The 18516-nt window shown below is 68.4% G+C and carries 18 protein-coding genes and 2 pseudogenes; 12 read left to right on the top strand and 8 right to left on the bottom strand.

The genetic code is table 11. The features are described 5' to 3' along the window. Positions 1 to 63: 63 nt before the first annotated feature. Complete coding sequence (locus H4Q84_RS20325; RefSeq protein ID WP_248580885.1) at positions 64 to 759, bottom strand: hypothetical protein; 696 nt, start codon at positions 757 to 759, stop codon at positions 64 to 66. A gap of 363 nt (positions 760 to 1122) precedes the next feature. Between H4Q84_RS20325 and H4Q84_RS20330 the strand changes: the two genes are divergently transcribed. Further along, the gene (locus H4Q84_RS20330; RefSeq protein ID WP_282580278.1) at positions 1123 to 1437 is read left to right on the top strand and encodes a transposase; all 315 of its coding nucleotides are present in this window, start codon (positions 1123 to 1125) and stop codon (positions 1435 to 1437) included. A gap of 70 nt (positions 1438 to 1507) precedes the next feature. Here H4Q84_RS20330 and H4Q84_RS20335 read toward each other — a convergent pair whose 3' ends face one another. Together H4Q84_RS20335 and H4Q84_RS20340 are read right to left on the bottom strand one after the other, a co-directional pair. Continuing rightward, positions 1508 to 2731 carry an IS1380 family transposase gene (locus H4Q84_RS20335; RefSeq protein ID WP_282580279.1) on the bottom strand — a complete coding sequence of 408 codons (1224 nt, stop codon included), beginning with the start codon at positions 2729 to 2731 and terminating at the stop codon, positions 1508 to 1510. A gap of 80 nt (positions 2732 to 2811) precedes the next feature. Continuing rightward, complete coding sequence (locus H4Q84_RS20340; protein ID WP_248580887.1) at positions 2812 to 4200, bottom strand: ParB/RepB/Spo0J family partition protein; 1389 nt, start codon at positions 4198 to 4200, stop codon at positions 2812 to 2814. 309 nt (positions 4201 to 4509) lie between these two features. Here H4Q84_RS20340 and H4Q84_RS20345 point away from each other — a divergent pair, with 309 nt between their 5' ends. The 7 genes from H4Q84_RS20345 (at position 4510) to H4Q84_RS20375 (ending at position 11186) form a co-directional block, all read left to right on the top strand. Next, a complete protein-coding gene (locus tag H4Q84_RS20345) occupies positions 4510 to 4968 on the top strand; it encodes a hypothetical protein (protein ID WP_248580888.1) in 459 nt (152 codons plus the stop codon). Positions 4969 to 5114: 146 nt separating this feature from the next. Beyond that, a complete protein-coding gene (locus H4Q84_RS20350) occupies positions 5115 to 5531 on the top strand; it encodes a single-stranded DNA-binding protein (RefSeq protein WP_248580889.1) in 417 nt (138 codons plus the stop codon). Beyond that, positions 5459 to 7288, top strand: a complete 1830-nt coding sequence (locus H4Q84_RS20355; RefSeq protein ID WP_248580890.1) for a peptidoglycan DD-metalloendopeptidase family protein — start codon at positions 5459 to 5461, stop codon at positions 7286 to 7288. The genes H4Q84_RS20350 and H4Q84_RS20355 overlap by 73 nt, the downstream gene beginning before the upstream one ends. Positions 7289 to 8014: 726 nt before the next feature. Next, on the top strand, positions 8015 to 9481 hold the full coding sequence (locus tag H4Q84_RS20360) for a TraM recognition domain-containing protein (RefSeq protein ID WP_248580891.1): 1467 nt from the start codon (positions 8015 to 8017) through the stop codon (positions 9479 to 9481). Next, positions 9478 to 10185 carry a hypothetical protein gene (locus H4Q84_RS20365; protein WP_248580892.1) on the top strand — a complete coding sequence of 236 codons (708 nt, stop codon included), beginning with the start codon at positions 9478 to 9480 and terminating at the stop codon, positions 10183 to 10185. The genes H4Q84_RS20360 and H4Q84_RS20365 overlap by 4 nt, the downstream gene beginning before the upstream one ends. Positions 10186 to 10190: 5 nt before the next feature. After that, the gene (locus tag H4Q84_RS20370) at positions 10191 to 10547 is read left to right on the top strand and encodes a hypothetical protein (RefSeq protein ID WP_248580893.1); all 357 of its coding nucleotides are present in this window, start codon (positions 10191 to 10193) and stop codon (positions 10545 to 10547) included. A 42-nt stretch (positions 10548 to 10589) separates the two neighbouring features. Further along, the gene (locus H4Q84_RS20375; RefSeq protein WP_248580894.1) at positions 10590 to 11186 is read left to right on the top strand and encodes a hypothetical protein; all 597 of its coding nucleotides are present in this window, start codon (positions 10590 to 10592) and stop codon (positions 11184 to 11186) included. An 857-nt stretch (positions 11187 to 12043) separates the two neighbouring features. Here H4Q84_RS20375 and H4Q84_RS20380 read toward each other — a convergent pair. Further along, positions 12044 to 12823: an NAD(P)H-dependent oxidoreductase gene (locus tag H4Q84_RS20380; RefSeq protein WP_248580895.1), complete on the bottom strand. Its 780-nt coding sequence runs from the start codon at positions 12821 to 12823 to the stop codon at positions 12044 to 12046. A 138-nt stretch (positions 12824 to 12961) separates the two neighbouring features. Between H4Q84_RS20380 and H4Q84_RS20385 the strand changes: the two genes are divergently transcribed. From H4Q84_RS20385 to H4Q84_RS20395, 3 genes are all read left to right on the top strand, one after another. Then, positions 12962 to 13810 carry a helix-turn-helix transcriptional regulator gene (locus H4Q84_RS20385; RefSeq protein WP_248580896.1) on the top strand — a complete coding sequence of 283 codons (849 nt, stop codon included), beginning with the start codon at positions 12962 to 12964 and terminating at the stop codon, positions 13808 to 13810. Between the two features lie 378 nt (positions 13811 to 14188). After that, a complete protein-coding gene (locus tag H4Q84_RS20390) occupies positions 14189 to 15268 on the top strand; it encodes an ABC transporter permease (RefSeq protein WP_248580897.1) in 1080 nt (359 codons plus the stop codon). Between the two features lie 234 nt (positions 15269 to 15502). Beyond that, positions 15503 to 15706: a tyrosine-type recombinase/integrase gene (locus tag H4Q84_RS20395; protein ID WP_248580898.1), complete on the top strand. Its 204-nt coding sequence runs from the start codon at positions 15503 to 15505 to the stop codon at positions 15704 to 15706. On the opposite strand, the pseudogene H4Q84_RS20400 reads toward H4Q84_RS20395, so the two are convergent. From H4Q84_RS20400 to H4Q84_RS20410, 3 genes and pseudogenes are all read right to left on the bottom strand, one after another. Further along, positions 15681 to 15815: pseudogene (locus H4Q84_RS20400) on the bottom strand (transposase); the annotation flags it as partial. The gene H4Q84_RS20395 and the pseudogene H4Q84_RS20400 sit on opposite strands and share 26 nt — an antisense overlap. Before the next feature lie 152 nt (positions 15816 to 15967). Continuing rightward, positions 15968 to 16357 (bottom strand): annotated as a pseudogene (locus H4Q84_RS20405) (HAD family hydrolase); the annotation flags it as partial. Positions 16358 to 16411: 54 nt separating this feature from the next. After that, positions 16412 to 16657 (bottom strand): hypothetical protein, encoded by a 246-nt coding sequence (locus H4Q84_RS20410; RefSeq protein ID WP_248580900.1) that lies wholly within the window; start codon positions 16655 to 16657, stop codon positions 16412 to 16414. A gap of 717 nt (positions 16658 to 17374) precedes the next feature. Between H4Q84_RS20410 and H4Q84_RS20415 the strand changes: the two genes are divergently transcribed. Continuing rightward, complete coding sequence (locus H4Q84_RS20415; protein WP_248580901.1) at positions 17375 to 17770, top strand: PaaI family thioesterase; 396 nt, start codon at positions 17375 to 17377, stop codon at positions 17768 to 17770. A gap of 79 nt (positions 17771 to 17849) precedes the next feature. Here the strand turns inward: H4Q84_RS20415 and H4Q84_RS20420 are convergent, their stop codons facing one another. Continuing rightward, a complete protein-coding gene (locus H4Q84_RS20420) occupies positions 17850 to 18437 on the bottom strand; it encodes a TetR/AcrR family transcriptional regulator (RefSeq protein WP_248580902.1) in 588 nt (195 codons plus the stop codon). Positions 18438 to 18516: the final 79 nt, after the last annotated feature.

The raw sequence follows: 18516 nt of genomic DNA on the forward strand, positions 1-18516 counted from the left end.
CGGAAACACCGTTACTGAGACAGTCCCACCTGGGCGCTTCACTGTGCACGCGGCGCAATCCTCTCACGCCAAAATCGATAGACATGCGATCTGATGCTCTGCGGCAGAAGGGAAATCGCTTTCATGCGTTTGGGACTCGCTCTGGCGTGCTGGCGTTGTCGGAAGGGTCGGGCGAGCCGGGTCGCCAGATTCGAGCACCTGCGTGCCGCCCTCCGTGAGGTAGCTATGCACGTTGGCCGCGAGTTCTGCAATCGGCCGGGGTGGGAGATAAGCGGCTGCTCCCGCGTCGAGCATGCGGCCGACTGGACCCGAGTAGCGGACCCCCAGTTCTTCGTCCTCGATCTCGGTGACCACCACTCGCGCGTGGGGGAACTGTTGTCGCAGGATTCCGAGCAATTGGGGGCTGACGGGATTCGTCAGGACCACGTCGGTGCTGGTAGGCGCTTCGTGGAAGTCAAGGACAATGTAGTCCGATCCGAACTCGTCGGACAGGCGGCGACGGGCCGTGGCTGACAGCCGCATCGCAGTGGCGATGACCGTGACACCGTCCGGGGTGGAAGCGGTTGAGTCGTGCTGCGCTGGGCTGTTGATGACAGTTCCTTCGAGCACGTTTGAGCAGAACTCAAGTGTTCCGATGGGGAGGCCTGATCGGCTAAGGGTGATGCTCGCCCCTCCAATGGCTGCTTCCAGCGCGACGGACACCTCAGTGGACAGCGCGTCAATGTCTAACTCTGGGCTGTTGCGTCTCTGGCGAGTCATGCAGCCACCCCTCCTAGGCGAGTAGTGCGGGTGCGGCCATATAGAGCAAGCGTGTGCTTTCTCCGGGACATGTCTACATCACACCACGATGACTGGGTGTATCGCTCGGGTCTGCTGCACGGACTCGTGACAGCGGTGACCTGCCCACCGTTTGGGTTCCAGTTGCGGTGGCACCTAACTGACTGCGGTGGTCCGTCGGCTGTAGGCATCGAGGACTGGCCTTGACCCCGGACGGTGGACACCTCGTAAGAGAGGATCTGCATCATGGGAAGGCAGCTTCGGGAGTTCAGCGCGGAGTACAAGGACGAGGCTGTCTGGCCTTGACCCCGGATGGTGGACACCTCGTAAGAGAGGATCTACGTCATGGGAAGACAGCGTCGGGAGTTCAGCGCGGAGTACAAGGACGAGGCCGTGAAGCTGGTGATCAACACTGGCAGGACGGTTGCTGTGGTCGCTCGTGAGCTCGGTATCCAGGAGTCAACCCTGGGCCGGTGGGTCAATGCGTTCAAAGAGCGTCAGGACGTCGGTGACGGCGCGCTGAGCGAGACTGAGCGAGCCGAGCTGGCTCGGCTGCGCAAGGAGAACTCCGAACTGAAGTTGGACCGGGCGTTCTTGAAAAAAGCGTCTCTCTTCTTCGCCCAGGAAGCCTCGGATACGAACGTGAAGCGTTCGAACTGATGCACGCGGAGAAGAGCAACCACACGATCTCCCGGATGGCGCGGCTGCTGGAGGTCTCGAGGTCCGGGTACTACGCCTGGGCCAAGCGAGGACCCTCGAAGCGGGCGGTTCGCGCTGAGCGGATCGCGGCCAAGGTGACGTGGTTCCACGGGGACTCTGACGAGGTCTCCGGGGCAACCCGGATCCTGGTCGACCTCCGCGAGGACGGCGAGACCATCTCGCGCAAGACCGTCGCGAAGACGATGCGCAGGCTCGGGCTGCGCGGGATCTGCCCCAAGCGGTGGAAGACGACAACGAACAACGTCTCCTGACCATTCTTGGCGGACGTGTTGAGGTCGGGGATCCGGCGGACCACGAGCCGTCCGGTGACTTGGTCGGCTTTCTTCTTGGAAGTGAACGCGGTGAACGGAATCTCGGCGACCTCGGCGCGGGAGACCCACGTGTTGGTGGGTTCATCGAAGACGGCGTCGGTGTACTCGATGGTGGTCCAGGCATCGTCACCGATGGTGGCGATCGCCGCCTTGACCTTGGGATCCATTCGCACGGTGACCGAGATGTCGGCGCCACCGCGCAACGCCGCGTTGACCACCTCGGCGCCGTAGAACGCGGAGTCGGCTCGCAGCATCGGGCGCAGATCGGACTTGGCGGGCAGTTTGCTGGTGGTCTTCAACGCGTCGGCGACCAGGCGTTTCGCGCCCCGCGGTGAACCACATGATCCCTTCCGGAGCCGGTGGGCCACGATCACCGGCGCGGACTGGCTCGTGGACACGACAGCGAGCAGCGCGTTGAGCCCACGCACGCCGGAGTAGCCGTAGCCAGAGCCCTGCTTGGCGTGCCCGTGGACCTCGACGATGGTGTCGTCGATGTCGATCATCACCCGCTCGCTGGTGTCAGGTGAGGTCACGATCAGCGGTGCCTGCTCGGCCAGCCCGGCCAAGAACCTCGAGGCGACAGCGTCGAGCTGGCGGACGTGGCCGAAGCTGAACGTGCGCAGGAACGAACCCAGCGTCGAGGGCGCGTAGGCGTTCGTGAACACCCGGCCCATCCCGCCGTGACGGAGCAGCGCCATGTCATCGATGCTGTCCGCGCCGGCGACCATCCCGGCGACCAGCGAGGACACCTTCAACCCCGCGTTCGCGCCCTTGTCGGTCGGCACAGTGAGGTGGGCTTGGGCCAGTTCCTGGAGTCCCGCGGATCGGGCCAGCGCGAGGACCGGGACCAGCCCGGCCGACGACACGAGATTGGGATCATCGAACACTGCCGACGTGGCACGGGGCGTGTGGCAAAGTTGCATCTACGAGATGCCCTTCGTCTTGGTGAGAATTGGGACCCTGAAGAAGTCCGATTTTCCCAGCACGTAAGGGCATTCTCACTTCACGACGCGCTCACAACCTCAAGCTCATCGGTGGATCGAGGCTTAGGGGTGCTGGCTTTGGTGGCGATGCTGGCGACCTCGCCCGCCGAGTCCCACCGGGACTTGTCCGCGCCCGTGCCGAGCAGCGTGCGCAGCAGCGGGTGGTTGGCCTCCATGCCCTTGTAGAGGAAGTGCTGGCCGGTGATGACGGCCTCGCAGATCAGCGCTTCGGCACCCTTCGGGGCCGTCTTGCGGGACACGAACCCGGCCAGCCACTCGCGTCGCACGGTCTCCGCGCTGTCCCAGGCCTTGTTGTTGGCGATGACGCGGCGGCGCTCCTGGCGGCGGACTTCGGCCTCCTCGTCGCTCTCGCCCTGGTCCCCGGTGCCGGTGCCGGTGCCGGTGCTGCACACCGCGCCGTGGCGACGACGCAGACCGGATGCGGCGAGGTCGGTGACGACCCACACCGGCACGTACTGCTGGTAGGGCTCGGCGGGCTCGTAGTCGCCTTCGTCCGCGCCGTCCTCCTCGTTGGCCCCGTCCTCGCTGGCCTCGTCGTACTCGTCCTCGGGGTAGACCCACTCCTTGACGACGCGGACGCGGGCGCTGGGGACGTTCGGCCACTCCTCCTGCGCCACCGGCTCACCATCGGCGGTGACCAGCCGGTCGATACGCAGCACCTCGCCGGACTGCTCGGCCTCCGCGACCTCCTCGGCGGTCAGGACGGGCAGGCCCTCGTCTCGGAGCCGCTCGACCTCGGCGGCATCGGCAGCGCGCTCCTCGGCCTCGTCGCGCAGGCGCTGAGCCGCGTGGGCCAGGGACTGGCGGTAGCGCTTGGCGTTCTCCAGGCGCTCGACGGCCTCGGGGTCGTGCTCGGCGAAGATCGCGGCCTCCTCCAAGGTCAGGTCTCCGGAGTCGAGCCGGTTGCGGCTCTGGTCGGCCTTGGTGACCACCAGGGCGGCGTTCACGGTCGGGCGGTCGATGCTGGTGCGCTTGGCGATCTGCGCGGCGCTCACGCCAAGAAGGGCGAGCTGCTCCACGCCCGCGACGATCTCGGCCTCGCGCATCCCGGCCCGGTGGATGTTCTCGACCATCTGGTCACCGATCCGGTCGGCGTCGGTGGGCTGCGTGACGACCCTGGCCGGGATGAGGCCGGTCGGGGTGCCGACCTCGGTGGCGGTGACGGTGCGGCGCTGGCCGCGCAGCAGGACGTAGTGGCCGTCCTCGTCGCGGTAGACCGTCACGGCCTCCAGCACGCCGCGCTCCTTGATCGACTTGCGGAACTCCTTGTGATCGGGGCGCAGGTCGGTGCGGACGTTGGTGCCGATGATGATGGCGGCGGGGTCGATGTGCACGAACCCGTCGGCCTCGTTGGCGGTCTCGGTGGGCGTCTGGATGGTGTCGGTCATGTGGCTGCCCTCCGTGGAGTAGAATAGAAAGAACTGACAAGGTCTAGACTGCCAGCAGGGGCCGACGCTCACCGGCTGCGGACCCGACCTGTGGAAAGGTGGGAACGGCTCGCGAGGGTGGGGAAATCCACGCTCACGCGACGCCGCCGCGACTGTGGTGGCGCGACGCGACTGCTCCCCTTGGATGCTCGATCAGAAGGAAGGCGCGACGGTGGGAACAGCTGACTACGGCCCGGACCGGGAATGCAGCGGCGTTGGTGTTAGCCGGTGCAGCTCGACGACGTCACACGTGGGCAGGGGAGTGACCCGGTGACGAGCCGAACCACGACTCCGGTCGGGATCTACTGGAAGCCTGGAATCTGGGACCTGGCCAGGTCCGCCTACATCGCCGACCTGGACACCGACCCGAAGTCCCCGGACGCCTTCGTCGGCTGGCTCGCCCGGGCGCTCGAGCTGCACGCGAGACGCTCACCGCAGCAGCGCGCTGACCTCGCCGCGGCCGCCGAGCAGCACCCGGCTCAGGTGAGCAGCAAGAAGGGCTTCAACAAGAAGCACGATCTGCCGGCGTCGACGATCGGGGCGGTCGAGGACGCGGTCGTGGCGGACCGTCAGGAGCTCGGCCGCGTGATCGCGCGCTCGGTGTTCGCGCAGGAGTCCGTGATCGCGGCCGCCGACCAAGCCCGCCGGCGGCTGGGCCGCGAGCTCCCCCCGCCACCGCTGAAGCTCAGCAACCGGCCGCCGCGGCGTCGGCCTGCCCTCCAGGACTGAACGTTGCGCCCACAGTGACGGGGCGGCGGCTCCCGAACCGGGCGCGGCCGAATTTCGGCACAAGTGACCGCTGGAGGGGCTGGATCGGACCTAGGTAACTGCGGGCCCGCTATCGCGGCGCTCCGCCAACACCTAGGAGGAGTGCCATGTCCACCACCGTCACCTTCGCGGGGAACCTCGCCGAGGACCCCGAGCTGCTCTACACCCACGACCAGAAGCCGTTCGTCAGCTGCCGGGTCCTGGTGAACAGTCGGATCCAGAACGATGCGGGGGAGTGGGGCAACGACGAGCCGACGCCGCACAACGTCAAGGTCTACGGCTCTGCTGCCCCGCACGTCCACGACAGCTGCGGCTCCGGGGACCCGATCGTGGTGCACGGCCTGGAGCGCACCGAGAGCTGGCGCGACAAGGAGACCGGGGAGAAGCGCACCAAGGACGTGGTCGTGGTTGACAGCCGCCTGAGGGCGGGCGCAGACGAACCGGGACGACCATGCAGAAACTGCTCGCAGTCGTCCTCGTGCTCGCGGTGTTCGTGCTGGCGCCGGTCATCGGCGCCGGGGTGATCGTCGCGATGGTCACTGGCGCGGCCGCGGGATGCGCACCGGGACAGGCGCCCGCGCCCAGGCAGCCAGATGGTGCGGCGCCCGTCGCCGGCTCGCTTCAGGGTGAGGCACCGGCTCAGAGGTCATCGGGCTCGTCGAGCGCGTCGACGGCGGACCCGTACGGGCTGGGCCAGGTGACACCGCGGCTGCGCGCGCTCGTGGAGGTCCTCGCGCCACAGTTCGCCATCACCACCGTGGGCGGGTACCGGGCCAGCGCCCGCGACCCCGAGGGGCACCCGGCGGGTCTCGCCGCTGACTTCATGGTCCCGGTGACTGCGGCGGGCCGCGCGCAAGGCGAGGCGCTCGCCGCCTACGCGATTCAGAACGCGGCCGGTCTCGGCATCGACTACATCATCTGGCACCAGCGGATCTGGTCGGTCGAACGAGCCCCCGAGGGCTGGCGACCCATGGCGGACCGAGGTAGCGACACCGAGAACCACGTCGACCACGTCCACATCAACGTGATCCCCGACGGCACCCCGGTCACCGGCCCCGAAGTCGAGGCGGCCGCGGTCTGTGCCGGCCAGACGGTCGCCGGCGGCGGCGGCGGCGACGCCGTGGTGTATCCGGTGCCGGCCGACCTGGCCGACACCGACCGCCGCAACTGGGGTTCCGCAGGTCGCAGCTGGAGCAGCTGGCACACCGGCACCGACTTCAGCGTGCCCTGTGGCACCCCGGTCCTCGCCGCCCACGCAGGGACCGTGGAGATCGACACCACCCAGCGGTGGTCGGGGCCGTGGCTGGTCAAGGTCAGCACGGGACCTACCAACCTGACCACCTGGTACGCCCACATGCAGAAGCTCACGGTCGTAGACGGCCAGCCGGTGCGGGCCGGCCAACAGATCGGTGAAGTCGGAGCCGAGGGCAACGTGAGCGGACCTACCGGGTGTCACCTCCACTTCGAGGTGCACGAGAAGAACGGACCCATCTACGGACCCGACAACGTCAACCCCTCCACCTGGCTGGCCGAGAACGTCGGCAAGAGCCTGGGCGGCGGGCCGGGGTCGTTCGTGATCGCCACCTTCAACGCCCTGGGGCACTCCCACACCGTGCCCGGCGGAGACCGGCCCGGCTGGGCAGACAGCGCCACCCGCACCAAGTGGCTCGCCCAGCTCCTGGCCACCCAAGCACCCGACGTGGTGGGGCTGCAGGAGTTCCAAGCACCCCAAGCGACCGTGCTGCGCCAGCTGGCCGGAGACACCTGGGACAGCGCCGGGGTCGAAGACAACGTCGTGATCTGGCGACGTACGGCGTTCGAGCTGCACTCCAAGGGCACCGTGGCCATCCCCTACTTCGGCGGGCAGATCCGCCAGATGCCCATCGTGCGCCTCAAGCACCGGTCCAGCGGACGCCTCATCTCGGTGATCAACCTCCACAACCCCGCCGACGCCCGCGGCCCAACCGCGAAGTGGCGGGCGCAGGCCATCGCTCGCGAGCGCGACGCCGTCGCCCGCGAACGCGGCGCCGGCTTCGCCACCTTCCTCGTCGGTGACCTCAACGACCGCGAACAGGCGTTCTGCCCCGCCACCGCCGGCGGTCTGCTGACCAGTTCCGCCGGCGGCTCGAACGGCGCCGGCGGATGCCAACCACCACCGGACATGCAGATCGACTGGATCTTCGGCACGGGAACCAGCTTCAGCAACCACCAGGTCGACAACACCCCACGCGGCCGCATCAGCGACCACCCCTACATCGAAGCCACCACCACCCCCAACTGACAGGCCGGCCCGACCCTGACGGTCAGGCAAAGCCCCACCAAGCCGTGAGGGCCACCTGCTGAGTGATCGCTGGGCCGCCACCGTGGCCATAGGAGGGAAAAGGAGACGATGCAAAATGCAGCGTGAACGGCGAAGTGATCCACACCCTTGGTCCTGGGAGCTCCCCGTCGGGATCTGCGCGGTCCTCGCGCTGGTCGTGCTCGTGGGCCTTCAACTCGGGCGCAGCCTGGCCAACCTCATCGCCGGGGCCGGCTGGACCTGGCCGGCACCCGACCAGGGCGCCACAGCCCCCTCCCCGATCGGTGCAGCGTTCTGGGCCAGCCTCCCCGGCATCCTCACCGGTGACGCCGGCGCAGGACTCCCCGCCGCGGACCCCACGGCACTCGCAGGACCCGTGCTCCTCTGGCTGTGCATGGGTGCGTGTGAGCTCGCACTGATGACCACAGCCGCACTCACCCTCGGGTACGGCTGGCGACGCTACGGACCCAATCGGGTACGCGGAGTGGCCAGCCGTACAGAGGCCGAGTCGCTCCTGGGTGTCAGCCGGCTGCGCAGAGTCGCGCCCCTCGTCCGCCCAGACCTTCACGGGAAGCGGGCACGCCCGGCCGACAGGCCCGAGCCCCCTCCCCGTCACGAAGCCGGGGTCGTGGTCGCGGCCCACGACGGCGCGGCGGCAACCAGCCCATGGCTGGCGCGACGCCCTGGACGCGGAGAGGCCAGAGACCGATGAGGGGCAAGTTCGACCCGCAGGCGGTGGGATGGCGCATCGGTGACGCCCACGAGCCACGCGGAGGACAGCTGTGGGTGCCGTGGGACCGCACGGCAGGCGTGATCGGACCGCAGGGCTCGGGCAAGACCCTCGACCTGCTCACCCCCGCCCTCCTGGGTGCACCTGGAGCGGCGCTGGTAACGCTCACCAAGGTCGAGGACCTGCTGCTGAGCCTCACCGAGAGGTCCCGCGACCACCGACCATGCGTGGTGCTCGACCCCTTCGGCCTGACCCAAGGTCTCGTCGACGAGCTGATCTGGGACCCGGTGGCAGGCTGCGTCGACCCCAAGATCGCCGAGCGGCGCGCCAAGGCCTTCACCGCCGGCACCGTCAAGGGTGCGATCAGCGGGGGCACCGGCGACGACGCGGCCCGGTTCTACGCCACCGAGTCCGCGAAGGTTCTGCAGGGCTACTTCCACGCCGCTGCACTCACCGGCAAAACCCTCGAGGACGTCCTGCAGTGGGTCGCCAATCCGGCCGCCGCCAGCCAACCCATGGAGATCCTGCGCCGCCACCCCCACGCCGAGCCGTTCTGGCACGGCCTGCTGCACGGGGCACTCAACGGTGATGACCGCACCGCGGGCAACACGGCCACCACCGTCCAGCAGGCGGTGAGCCTGTTCTTCCAAGCCGACATCCGCCGCCGCTGCATACCCAGCCACGGCCGACCCGCCACCGACCTGGCCGACGTCATCCGCCGCCGCGGCACCATCTACCTTCTCGGCCGCGAGGACCCCTACGCGAGCGCGAGCCCGCTGATGACCGCCGTGGCCGAGCACGTCCTGGACACAGGCCTCGTCCTGGCCAACAACTCCCCGTGGGGCGGCCGACTGTGCCCACCGCTGCTCTCAGTGCTCGACGAGTTGCCCTCCACAGCGCCGCTTCCGACGCTGCGCACCCGGATGGCCAACGAGCGGGCCATGGGGCTGTCCTTCATCTGGGCCGCTCAGACACGCCCTCAGCTGACCAGCATCTTCGGTGAGCACGAGGCGCGCGCGCTCCTGGGTCTGACCAACGAGCTCATCATGTTCGGCGGCTCCAAGGACGTCGCGTTCAACCAGGAGATCTCCGACCTGCTCGGCACCGTCCGCGTCCGTCGCGTCACCCACTCCTCGGGCGGGTTCAGCGGCGGCGGCCGCAGCGTGTCCGGTGACGACATCCCCATCCTCCGGCCGGAGGAAGTGCGCCAACTACCCGAGCGGCAGGCCTTGGTGATCGCCGAGAACGGCAAGCCGATCATCGCCAAGCTTCACCGCTGCGTGGAGGGTAAGGCCGGCGCACGCCTGCTCGCCGACCAGCGAGCCTTGCAGGAGAGGCTCACCACGGACCGTCCCATGGTGATCACGCCCGAGGCGCGGGCCACCGCCGCGCTCGCCGAGGCTCGCCGGCTTGGCTTTGTCGACGACGACAGGAGCGAGCAGTGACCACCGACCCGCAGACTCGCCGGGCCACCCCGAATCCGATGCTCCACCCGTTCCCCGTCCCCGGCGAGCTGGTCCGCCTGGCCTACCGCGAAATCCACCTCGCCATCAACGGCACTGAGGAGGAGAAGAACGTGCTGGGCAACCCGGCCTTGCTGCCCCGGCCCTGGGAGCCGGCCACCTGCGTGGACCCCTGCCTGCGGTACGACCTTTGGGAGTGGCTCGAGGAGGTCGTGATCTGGCTCAACCGCGAGTACACGTGGGACGTCGCCGGACTCATCCCGACCTGCTGGCCGCTGCACCCCCACGTCACGCACGAGCTCGCCGTCCTGGCAGACCAGCGCCGGCGCGCCGGGATGGCCTTGACCAGCGACGCGCTCGAGGAGTGGCACCGCTACTGCCTGCCCGCGTTCGCCGACCGGCTGCGCAACCGGCTGCGCGCCCACTGCGACGACGAGCACAAGCGCTGGCCAGGCCTACCGCGCCACAACGAGCACACCTCCGACACCACCACCCAGCGCCGCGAGGACGCCTACGCCCAGGACGTCGACGCGCTCCCGGCCAGCCGGGGAACCTGCGAAACGCAGGGGGTCCCCGGTCCGCCCCGCCTCGGCCTGGTCGACCTGGACACCGGCGAGGTCCACAAGGACGTCTCGCTCGACAGCGCGCCCCGCACCACCCGGACCGAGAAGGGACCTCGGGACTGATGCGGATGAACGAGCGCACCGCGGCCATCGGACGCGCCCAGCGCGCACTCCAGGCCCTCGCCGAGCACCCGCGCTCTTGCAAGCAGGAGCTCGGGCAAGCTCGTGAGCACCTCAACGCCTGCTACGCAGCCGGTGACGGGAGCCGGGTCTGGGACTCGGTCATCAAGGCGGAAACCATGGCCGCCCGCCGCTACGGCGTCCCGAGTGTCGCCGAGCTCCGAGGCGCACGAGGTGCCGCGGGTGCTGTTGCCGACCTCGATGCCGGACCGACTCAGGCGCAGGGCCCGACGTTCTCTCGTTACGGGAACGTCGACCGGGACGCCGCGAAGACCGACCCAGGAGAGAGAGCTCATGGAGACTGAGTCCACGCGGCGACAGACCGGGAGCGTGCCCACGACCAAGATGTGGGCCATGCTGGCGGCGCACTCGGTGGCGAACGCGGCACCGACTGTGCTCGTGCGGCCGGTGATGACCCGGTCGTCATCAGTGACATCGCCGGCTGCGACCAGAGCGGCGAGTTCGACCAGCGTCGCGATCTTCGGTGGCGGGACCAGATGGCGGCGGCGGAACCGGCCGATCTCGCCTTCCACACCACCCTTCTCGTGTGCGCCCTGTTTGCCGGGAATGCAGAAGAACGAGTCGAACCCGTAGTGGGACCGCAACGCGATGAACCGCTCGGACTCCTCGCGGTCCCTGCCCTTCAGCACTCGGGTCACCGCGGGCTTGAGGTTGTCGTAGCGGATCCGGCCCGGCACGCCACCGAAGTGCTCGAACGCCGCCGTGTGTCCTTCGAGGAATGCTTCTTGGGCCTGGTTGCCGTAGGCAACGTGGAACGCCTTCCCGCTACAGGACAGGCGCATCACGAACATCCACACCTTCACCACGACCCCGTCCAGCACGATCTGGAACTCACCGAAGTCGACCTCGGCCTCAGCGCCGGGCGGATGCTCCTGGGCGACGAACACCTCCTGATCCACGATCCCCAGCTCGACCCTGCGTAGGCCCACGTAGCGCGAGACGGTCACCTCCGACACGCTCGCGCCGTGCTCGGCCACGAGCCGCTGCCAGACACGTCGAGCGGTGTGCCGCTGCTTCCTATGGACCGCCTGGTCGCCGATCAGCCACCCGTCGATGACCTCCCGCCACGGATCGATCGCCGGCCGTGCCCGCGCCGGGTACGTCTGTCGCGGTGGCGGCACCGATGACGCGAGCGCTTGGCGCACCGTGCGGCGGTGCACCCCGTGTCGATCCGCGAGTTCGCGGATCGACATCTCCTCTAGCCGCCGATCACGACGGATCTGCTCGAACAACTCCACTCGTGATCCCACCTGAAGACCTCCACGACGACGACATCGACATGAAGATCCGAACCGGGGTGGGGCCAACATTCGCGACGACACGCCATCCCACCCAGCCAGCGGCACCACTACCCAGGGCCGGGGCCAACATTCGTGACGATCAGGCACTCAACCGGGGCCAGAGAAGGTGACCACACCTATATGGCCGCGTGATCAGCTCCAGGTAGTGCCCGGACGGGTCGAGCAGGTACACGCCTCGCCCTTCATGTTCGGTGTTCGTCTCTCCGAGTCGCGTCCGCCGTGGGTCGGCCCAGTGGTCTCGACCTTGATCGGCGATCTTCGCGTACGCACGATCGAAGTGCTGATCGTCGAGCAGACAACCGGCAAACGATTAAGGCCACGCCGTCCCGCTCACGGCTCCTCTTCTACGACGGCAGGCACGCACGCCCGCGGAACCCGCCCGCATACCCTGGCCGGTCGGCGCTCGCCCTCACGGCTGCCACGGCCATCGGGCCGCTCCTCGGGTTCGCGCCCCGACTCGTCCTGTCCGCCGTCGGCGGTTAGCCGCGCACGTGCAGCCCAAAACCTGTGCGGCTCGCGGGCTCCAGTCCCTCTTTCAGGTGCAGCGAGGGGATCTCGTAGTCACCGAAGTTCTGCCGCCGGAACGCGATGGGCTCGGTCGACTCCAGGGTAAGCAGGCGCTGCTCCCAGGCCTTGGCGACGTCCGGGTACCCCTCGCCGGTCATCCGGTCGGTGCCGTACAGCACGAACGGCGGCAGCACCTCGATGCCCGGGTAGTAGAGAATGCCGTGGTGAATCGGGAACAGCAGATCGTCGATGTGGCCGTTGATCCCGCGAGCGGCGTAATGCGACTCTGGGCCGCCGGCGGTCACCGACAGTAGGGCCTTCCTGCCCGCGAGGGTGCCTTCGCCGAAGCGCTCGCCGTACTTGGTGTCGCTGTGCTCGCCGACGCCGTACGCGAAATGGTAGGTGAACACCCGGTCCACCCACCCTTTGAGGATCGCGGGCATCGTGTACCACCACAGCGGGAACTGGAGGATGATCGTGTCGGCCCACAGCAGTTTCTCCTGCTCGGCGGAGACGTCCGGGGTGAGCGTCCCGGCGTCGAAGGCACGGCCCGAGTCCAGGGCGACCTTCAGCGGACTTGAGGCGTCGGGGCCGTAGTCCGCGGCGTCCACGACCGCCTTCCAGTTCATCGCGTACAGATCGCTCACCCGTACCTCGTGCCCGGCGGTCTCCAATGTGGACACCGCGAGGTCCTTCAGCGAGTTGTTGAGCGACTTCGGTTCCGGGTGGGCGTAGACGATCAGCGTCTTCATGGGAGCTCCTTTGAATCGGGTGCCTTCGATCCTGGGCGCTGCGGCGCCCGGCGTTCAGGGGCGCCGCTTCCATCGGACGGGACTTCCTAGGAACGGCAGGACCACCTTCACGGGCACCACCAAGGCCATACTGGATGCGTGGACGATCTTGCGGGCTTCCTGTCGACCCGGCGTTCCCGGGTCGACCCGGTCACCGTCGGCATCCCCATCGACAGCCGCCGCCGGGTCGAAGGGTTGCGCCGCGAAGAGGTCGCGCACCTGTCCGGAGTCAGCGTCGACTACTACGTACGCCTGGAGCAGGGCCGCGCAACCCAGCCGTCCGAGCAAGTCCTCGACGCGCTGGCCCGCGTCCTCGACCTCGACGAGACCGAGCGCGGGCACCTCTACCGGCTCGCCCGGCAGCGCCGCCGCCGCGCGAAAGCGCCGGGCGGGCGGGTCCGGCCGGAGCTTCTGCGCGTCCTGGACATGGTCGCCGACGCGCCCGCGCTGATCATGGACCACCGGCTGGACGTGCTCGCCGGGAACCGCCTCGCCGGGCTCCTCTTCGGCCGGCCGATGCCGGGCCTGAATACCGCCCGGCACATCTTCCTTGAGGAGACCGAGCGCGGCCTCTACACGGATTGGGACAACTGCACCCTCGACGTGGTCGGGCACCTGCGCCTATCCGCCGGTAAATACCCCGAGGACACCGGCCTGGCCTCGCTCATCGGCGAGCTGGCGATGGGCAGCGAGCGCTTCCGCCGCCTCTGGGCCCGCGCGGATGTACGTGCCCGCACACATGGACGCAAGGCGTACCGGCACCCGCTGGTCGGACTGCTGGAACTGCACCAGGAGAACTTCGCACTACCGGACGAATCAGGCATGGAGCTGCTGGTGCTGTCCGCGGCCCCCGGCAGCCCCGCCGACGACGGGCTGCGCCTGCTCGCGGGCCTGGGCGCGGACAGCCGTAACGCGCACCCCACAGTGAGCGCCCAGGTCCGCGAGTAGCTCAACGACGCACACTCACCTCCGGGAACGTCTCAACACTGACGGCTTCCGGTCCCAGGCCCACTTTGCGGCCGCGACAAGCTTCTTACCGACACCCAAGTGGGTGAATAAGCTGGCGCTCGACGATGACTAGAACTCAAGCGTCGCTCCGGGGCCAGTTCAACCCGTCACAGTCAAGGTGAGCCCCATGAGCGCCTGAGCAACTGTCACCAGCCAGTTGTTCGGGCAATGCCCCCGACCCCGGGCTCCGGGATTGGCGAGGTCTCGGGTTGACTGATGTTCGCAGCGATGACCGACAGGCACCGGGAGCCGCTGTGAGGGCCAATCTCGCCATCACCGATGGGCGATGCGGCGATCTCATAGTCCAAGGAGGTCGGTGTGGAGAAGTCGTCGTCAGGACAGGCTCGCACGACCGGCTGGCTGGTGCGGCGCACCCTCGTCGGAGTACTGCTTTTCGGTGCTCTGGTACAGGTCGTCCTCATCATCTACTACCTCGGTGCGGCGCACAGCCCGAGGCCGCACCACCTTCCCGTCGGGTACATCTCGACCGACGCCATGGCTTCAGAGGTCGAGGCTCAGATTGAGGAGGGGGGCAGTTTCGCTGCCCGTCGATTCACCGACGAACCCGCCCTCACCGCCGCGGTCCGGGCCAAGGACATCTACGGAGGAGTAGACCTCACCAGTGAGCAGCCCGAGCTGTACCTCGCTTCGGCCGCAGGCACGAGTGCGGCGACCGCGATCCGCAACACCTTCACAGAGGTCGTCGAGCGACGGCGCGCCGACCAGGTCCAGCGGCTCGTCGCGGCGGGGCGACCTGTGCCCGCGGACACCGTCGAGCAACTGACCGAGCCGCCGTCGGTCACCGATCTGGTGCCGCTGCCCGATGCCGACCGCGGAGGCACCTCATTGGGCCTGCTCGTCCAGGTTCTCGCCATCGGCGCCACCATTGCCTCCATCGAGCTGGGGAAGCTTGGCGTGCACACGACGCGCTCGGCCCGCCGCGGGTTCGTGCACGCCGCCGTTCTCGTCTTGTACGGCATCGTCTCCGCCGCGGCGGTCGCCGTGGGGGCCAGCCTTTTCGGCGTCATTCCCTCCGGCGAGGTGCTTTCCCTGTTCGCCTCGTTCGCCTTGCTCTCACTTGCCCTCAGCTGCTCGGTCGCTGCAGCCGTCGCGCTCCTTGGACCTGGGGGAGCGATGCTCGGAACGCTGTACTTCCTCGTGGGGATCGTCATCTCGGGTTCCTCGGTCGTCCCTGAGTTCCTCCCGTCCTGGGCTCGCGTCTTGGGACAAGCCCTACCACCCGGGTCAGGTGCCAGTTTGATCCGCGAGCGTCTCTACTTCCCCGACGCCTCCGTTGCGGGCCCGGCTTCGGTACTCGCCGGCTACGCCGTGGTCGGGCTTGTCGTCGTCCTCATCACCAACGCCCTGCCCAGCACGAAGGTTCGTGCCGCGCCATGATCAGCGACGAGGTCGCGCAGCAGTCGACGTGAGCTTGAGGGCGTCGAGGAAGACACCCGGCCGCTGCCGTCTCAACAAACTCCCGTCGCATCGCTGCCGAGCGCAGCGACCGGACATCATGCCCAGGTTCCGGGGTCGCGCCGTCGCATCGTCATCCGCGCAGCCATGTGCTCCAAGCCAGTCACCCCCGAGGGACAGACCGCGGCGGAGCTGCGTGCCAGGCCGCCCCCGCTGATGACGGCGAACGTGCAGCGCCGACTCCGCAAGGTTCTGGGCGACGCGGGCATCGCCGGTGACCACCCGCACATGTTCCGGCGCACGGTGGCGACGGTGATCAACGATCAGGCCAGCGTGAACCGTGCGGCCGAACTGCTCGGCCACATCGATCCCAAGGTGACCATCGAGCACTACAGAGGCGGCGCCGCGGCTCGAGGATGACGGGGGAGAACGAGCCCTTGCGGAGCTTGGGGATGCGCAGGCCGACATCGCCGGACTGGGTGGTGACCAGCCGCGGACGCGACCCGTTGCCCTCGGTCGTTCGCGTGTCGGGGCTCCAACGCAGCCTCGTCGCTGTGACTCCCTGAGATGAGCGGTGGGGCCCCTGCGGCCGCTCCCGCCCTCACCTCACGCGGACCGCCGCCGATCAAGCACATCGGGCTGCTGCCACCCGCGGACGGAAGGGATTGATTGATGACCGGCTCACGCCGGCCCGGACACCAGCTGACGCGCCAAGTCCAGAACTGACGTGGCTTCGAGGTCGGGCCGGCCGAAATAGGCCGGGTAGCGGGCCCCCGACCGGTTGATCCACGCCGTACTGAGGCCAGCGCTGCGCGCTCCTTCGATGTCCCAGGGGTGTACCGCGACCAGCATGGCCTCGCCCGGCTCGTCGAGGTCACAGCAGCTCAGAGCGTAGTGGTAGGCCTCCCGGTCCGGCTTCCACCGGGGTGCGTCCGCAACCGTGAGCAGTTGCTCGAAACGGTCGCGCAACCCGGCTGCGGCGAAGAGTGCCTCCGCCACTGCGGTTCCGCCGTTGCTGAGCGTCACGAGCCGTCGGCCCTGCTCGGCCAGGGCAGTGACTCCGTCCACAACGTCATCGTGGACACCGAGGCCGCTGAGGCTGTCGACGAGATGGCGGACGGTGTGCTACAGCGCTTCCTCGGGGACGTGGCCGGCCAGGAAGACCTCGAGTGATCCGCGTGCCAGCGAGGCGAAGGACGGGTTTGCGCCCGTGACGGTCAAGGCGAAGCCGTCGCGTAACAAGGTCGCGAACCAGGCGGCTGCTTCGCGTGCGTCAAGTCCGATCTCCTCGAAGCGTTGCTGGAGCGGGGACATGTCGGAGAGCGTCTCGTTGACGTCGAAGATGATCAGTGCGGGCTGCGAGATGGACATGACACTCCTCAAGCGTGGTCGTGGGTCAGAGGGCTCCGACGCACACCTGGACATGGCCACCACGCAGGCTCCATGAATGCACGTCAGCGGCTGTCGTGTCGAGCACCGTCCACGGTCGCGCGTTGATGTTGGCACCGTCCATCCGAAAGGAAAGACGGACCCGACGCCACGCGCCTCCCAGGCACCCATCAGCGACAGCGAACAGGTGAAGAGCACTGCGTCAACAGGCAGGGCAGGCCCATGAGAGCCGGGCACGGCGAGTGGGCCGAGCTGCTCGGCTTCCGCCTCGACGAGGACGACCGACGGCCTCGAGAAAGGAGCAGGAAGTCGGTCCGGTCCCGCAGCCGACGTTTGCTTCAGAGGTCGGGTCACCAGGCGCGAGGATGTGCTTGTCGATTGGGGACATCATCGCGGTTGGACCACAGCACGGCGGGCCAGGCAACCCCGTGGGTCGGGGCGCTCCGAGCTTGGTCGCCCATCCCTCAGCAGGGGTAGGAGAGGCGACCTTGAGCGCGAGGCCAGGCGTGTCCAAGGTTGAGCGTGGTTGGGGCGTGATGCTCGGGGCAGGTGGCAAACTGCTGTTGTCCCGCATCCTCGGCGGCGCAGACGCCCGACGACGGACCCTGACGACAGCGGCCGGGCATGCAGGAGAGACTGGGGTGCATGGACCAGAACCCCACGCCAGACTCCCGTGTGACGCCGACTGGACTGGGAGACATGTCAGACCCGGAACTTCCCGGCGGCCAGTTCGCGGAGCATCTCGGCCTCCGCCTGACCGAGGTGACCGAGGACCGGGTCGTCGCAACCTGGGAGGCGCTGCCCAAGCTGCACCAGCCCTTCGGAATCGTGCACGGGGGAGTGCACTGCAGTGTCGTCGAGACCTTGGCGAGCGTCGGCGCCGCGGTGTGGCTCGGCAGTCGTGGGCAGGTGGTCGGCGTGAACAACAACACCGACTTCTTTAAGGCGGTCAGTGAGGGTGCGATGAGGTCGACAGCGACTCCCCTGCACCGTGGACGTTCGCAGCAGCTGTGGCTCGTGGAGACGGTCTCCGACGGTGACGCCAAGCTCGTCGCCCGGGGCCAGGTGCGCATCCAGAACCTCTACGCACCCTGACGCACCACACGACAGGTCAGCCTTCCTGGCCGGCGGGACGATCCGCTGCGCGACCCAGCATCAGCCTCGCGTCGGCCAGTCAGCTGATCCGTTGACTCGGCAGCAGCGCGCGCACGTGCTCCCAGGCTGCCTCGGTGCTGAGTCCGGGCTCGCCGGTCAGCAGCGCGACGCTGAGGCCGTCGAGTAGCGCCAGCATGCGCTGGGCGATCGGCTCGACATCTTCGTCGGTCATCTCGGCAAGCAGTGTGGCCAGCGCGTCGCGCCAGGCGGCGTCCAGCTCCTGCTGCGCTTCGCGAAGGGCGGGCTCGCGCAGCACTCGTGGCCACAGCTCGACCCAAAGCAGCCACCGCGGGTCGCCGGCGGCGCGGGGGAGGAACAGCTCGCACAGGCCGTGCACGCGTTCCTCGGCCGGGGCGTCCGCCGCGAGTACGACGCTCAGCTGCTCGCTCAGATCGTCCTCGCTCCAGCGCAGCAGGTCGAGGAGCAACCCGTTCTTGCTGCCGAAGTAGTAGGAGAGATGGCCGGCGCTGGTGCCCAGCCGACGGCCCAGCTCGGAGAGGCTCAGGTCGGCCAACCCCTTCTGGGCCAGCAGGTCCCAGGCCTCCTGGAGCACGCGCTCGCGCGGACGCTCGAGCCGCCGGTGTCGCCGATGTTCCTGACCAGTCACCCCTTGACTGTAGTCAGGCGGACCCCTCATAGTGACGCGTGCCACTACTTTGAAAGGCTTTTAAATGCGACCAGAATCC

The sequence above is a fragment of the Nocardioides sp. InS609-2 genome (genome assembly GCF_023208195.1).
Taxonomy (GTDB): domain Bacteria; phylum Actinomycetota; class Actinomycetes; order Propionibacteriales; family Nocardioidaceae; genus Nocardioides.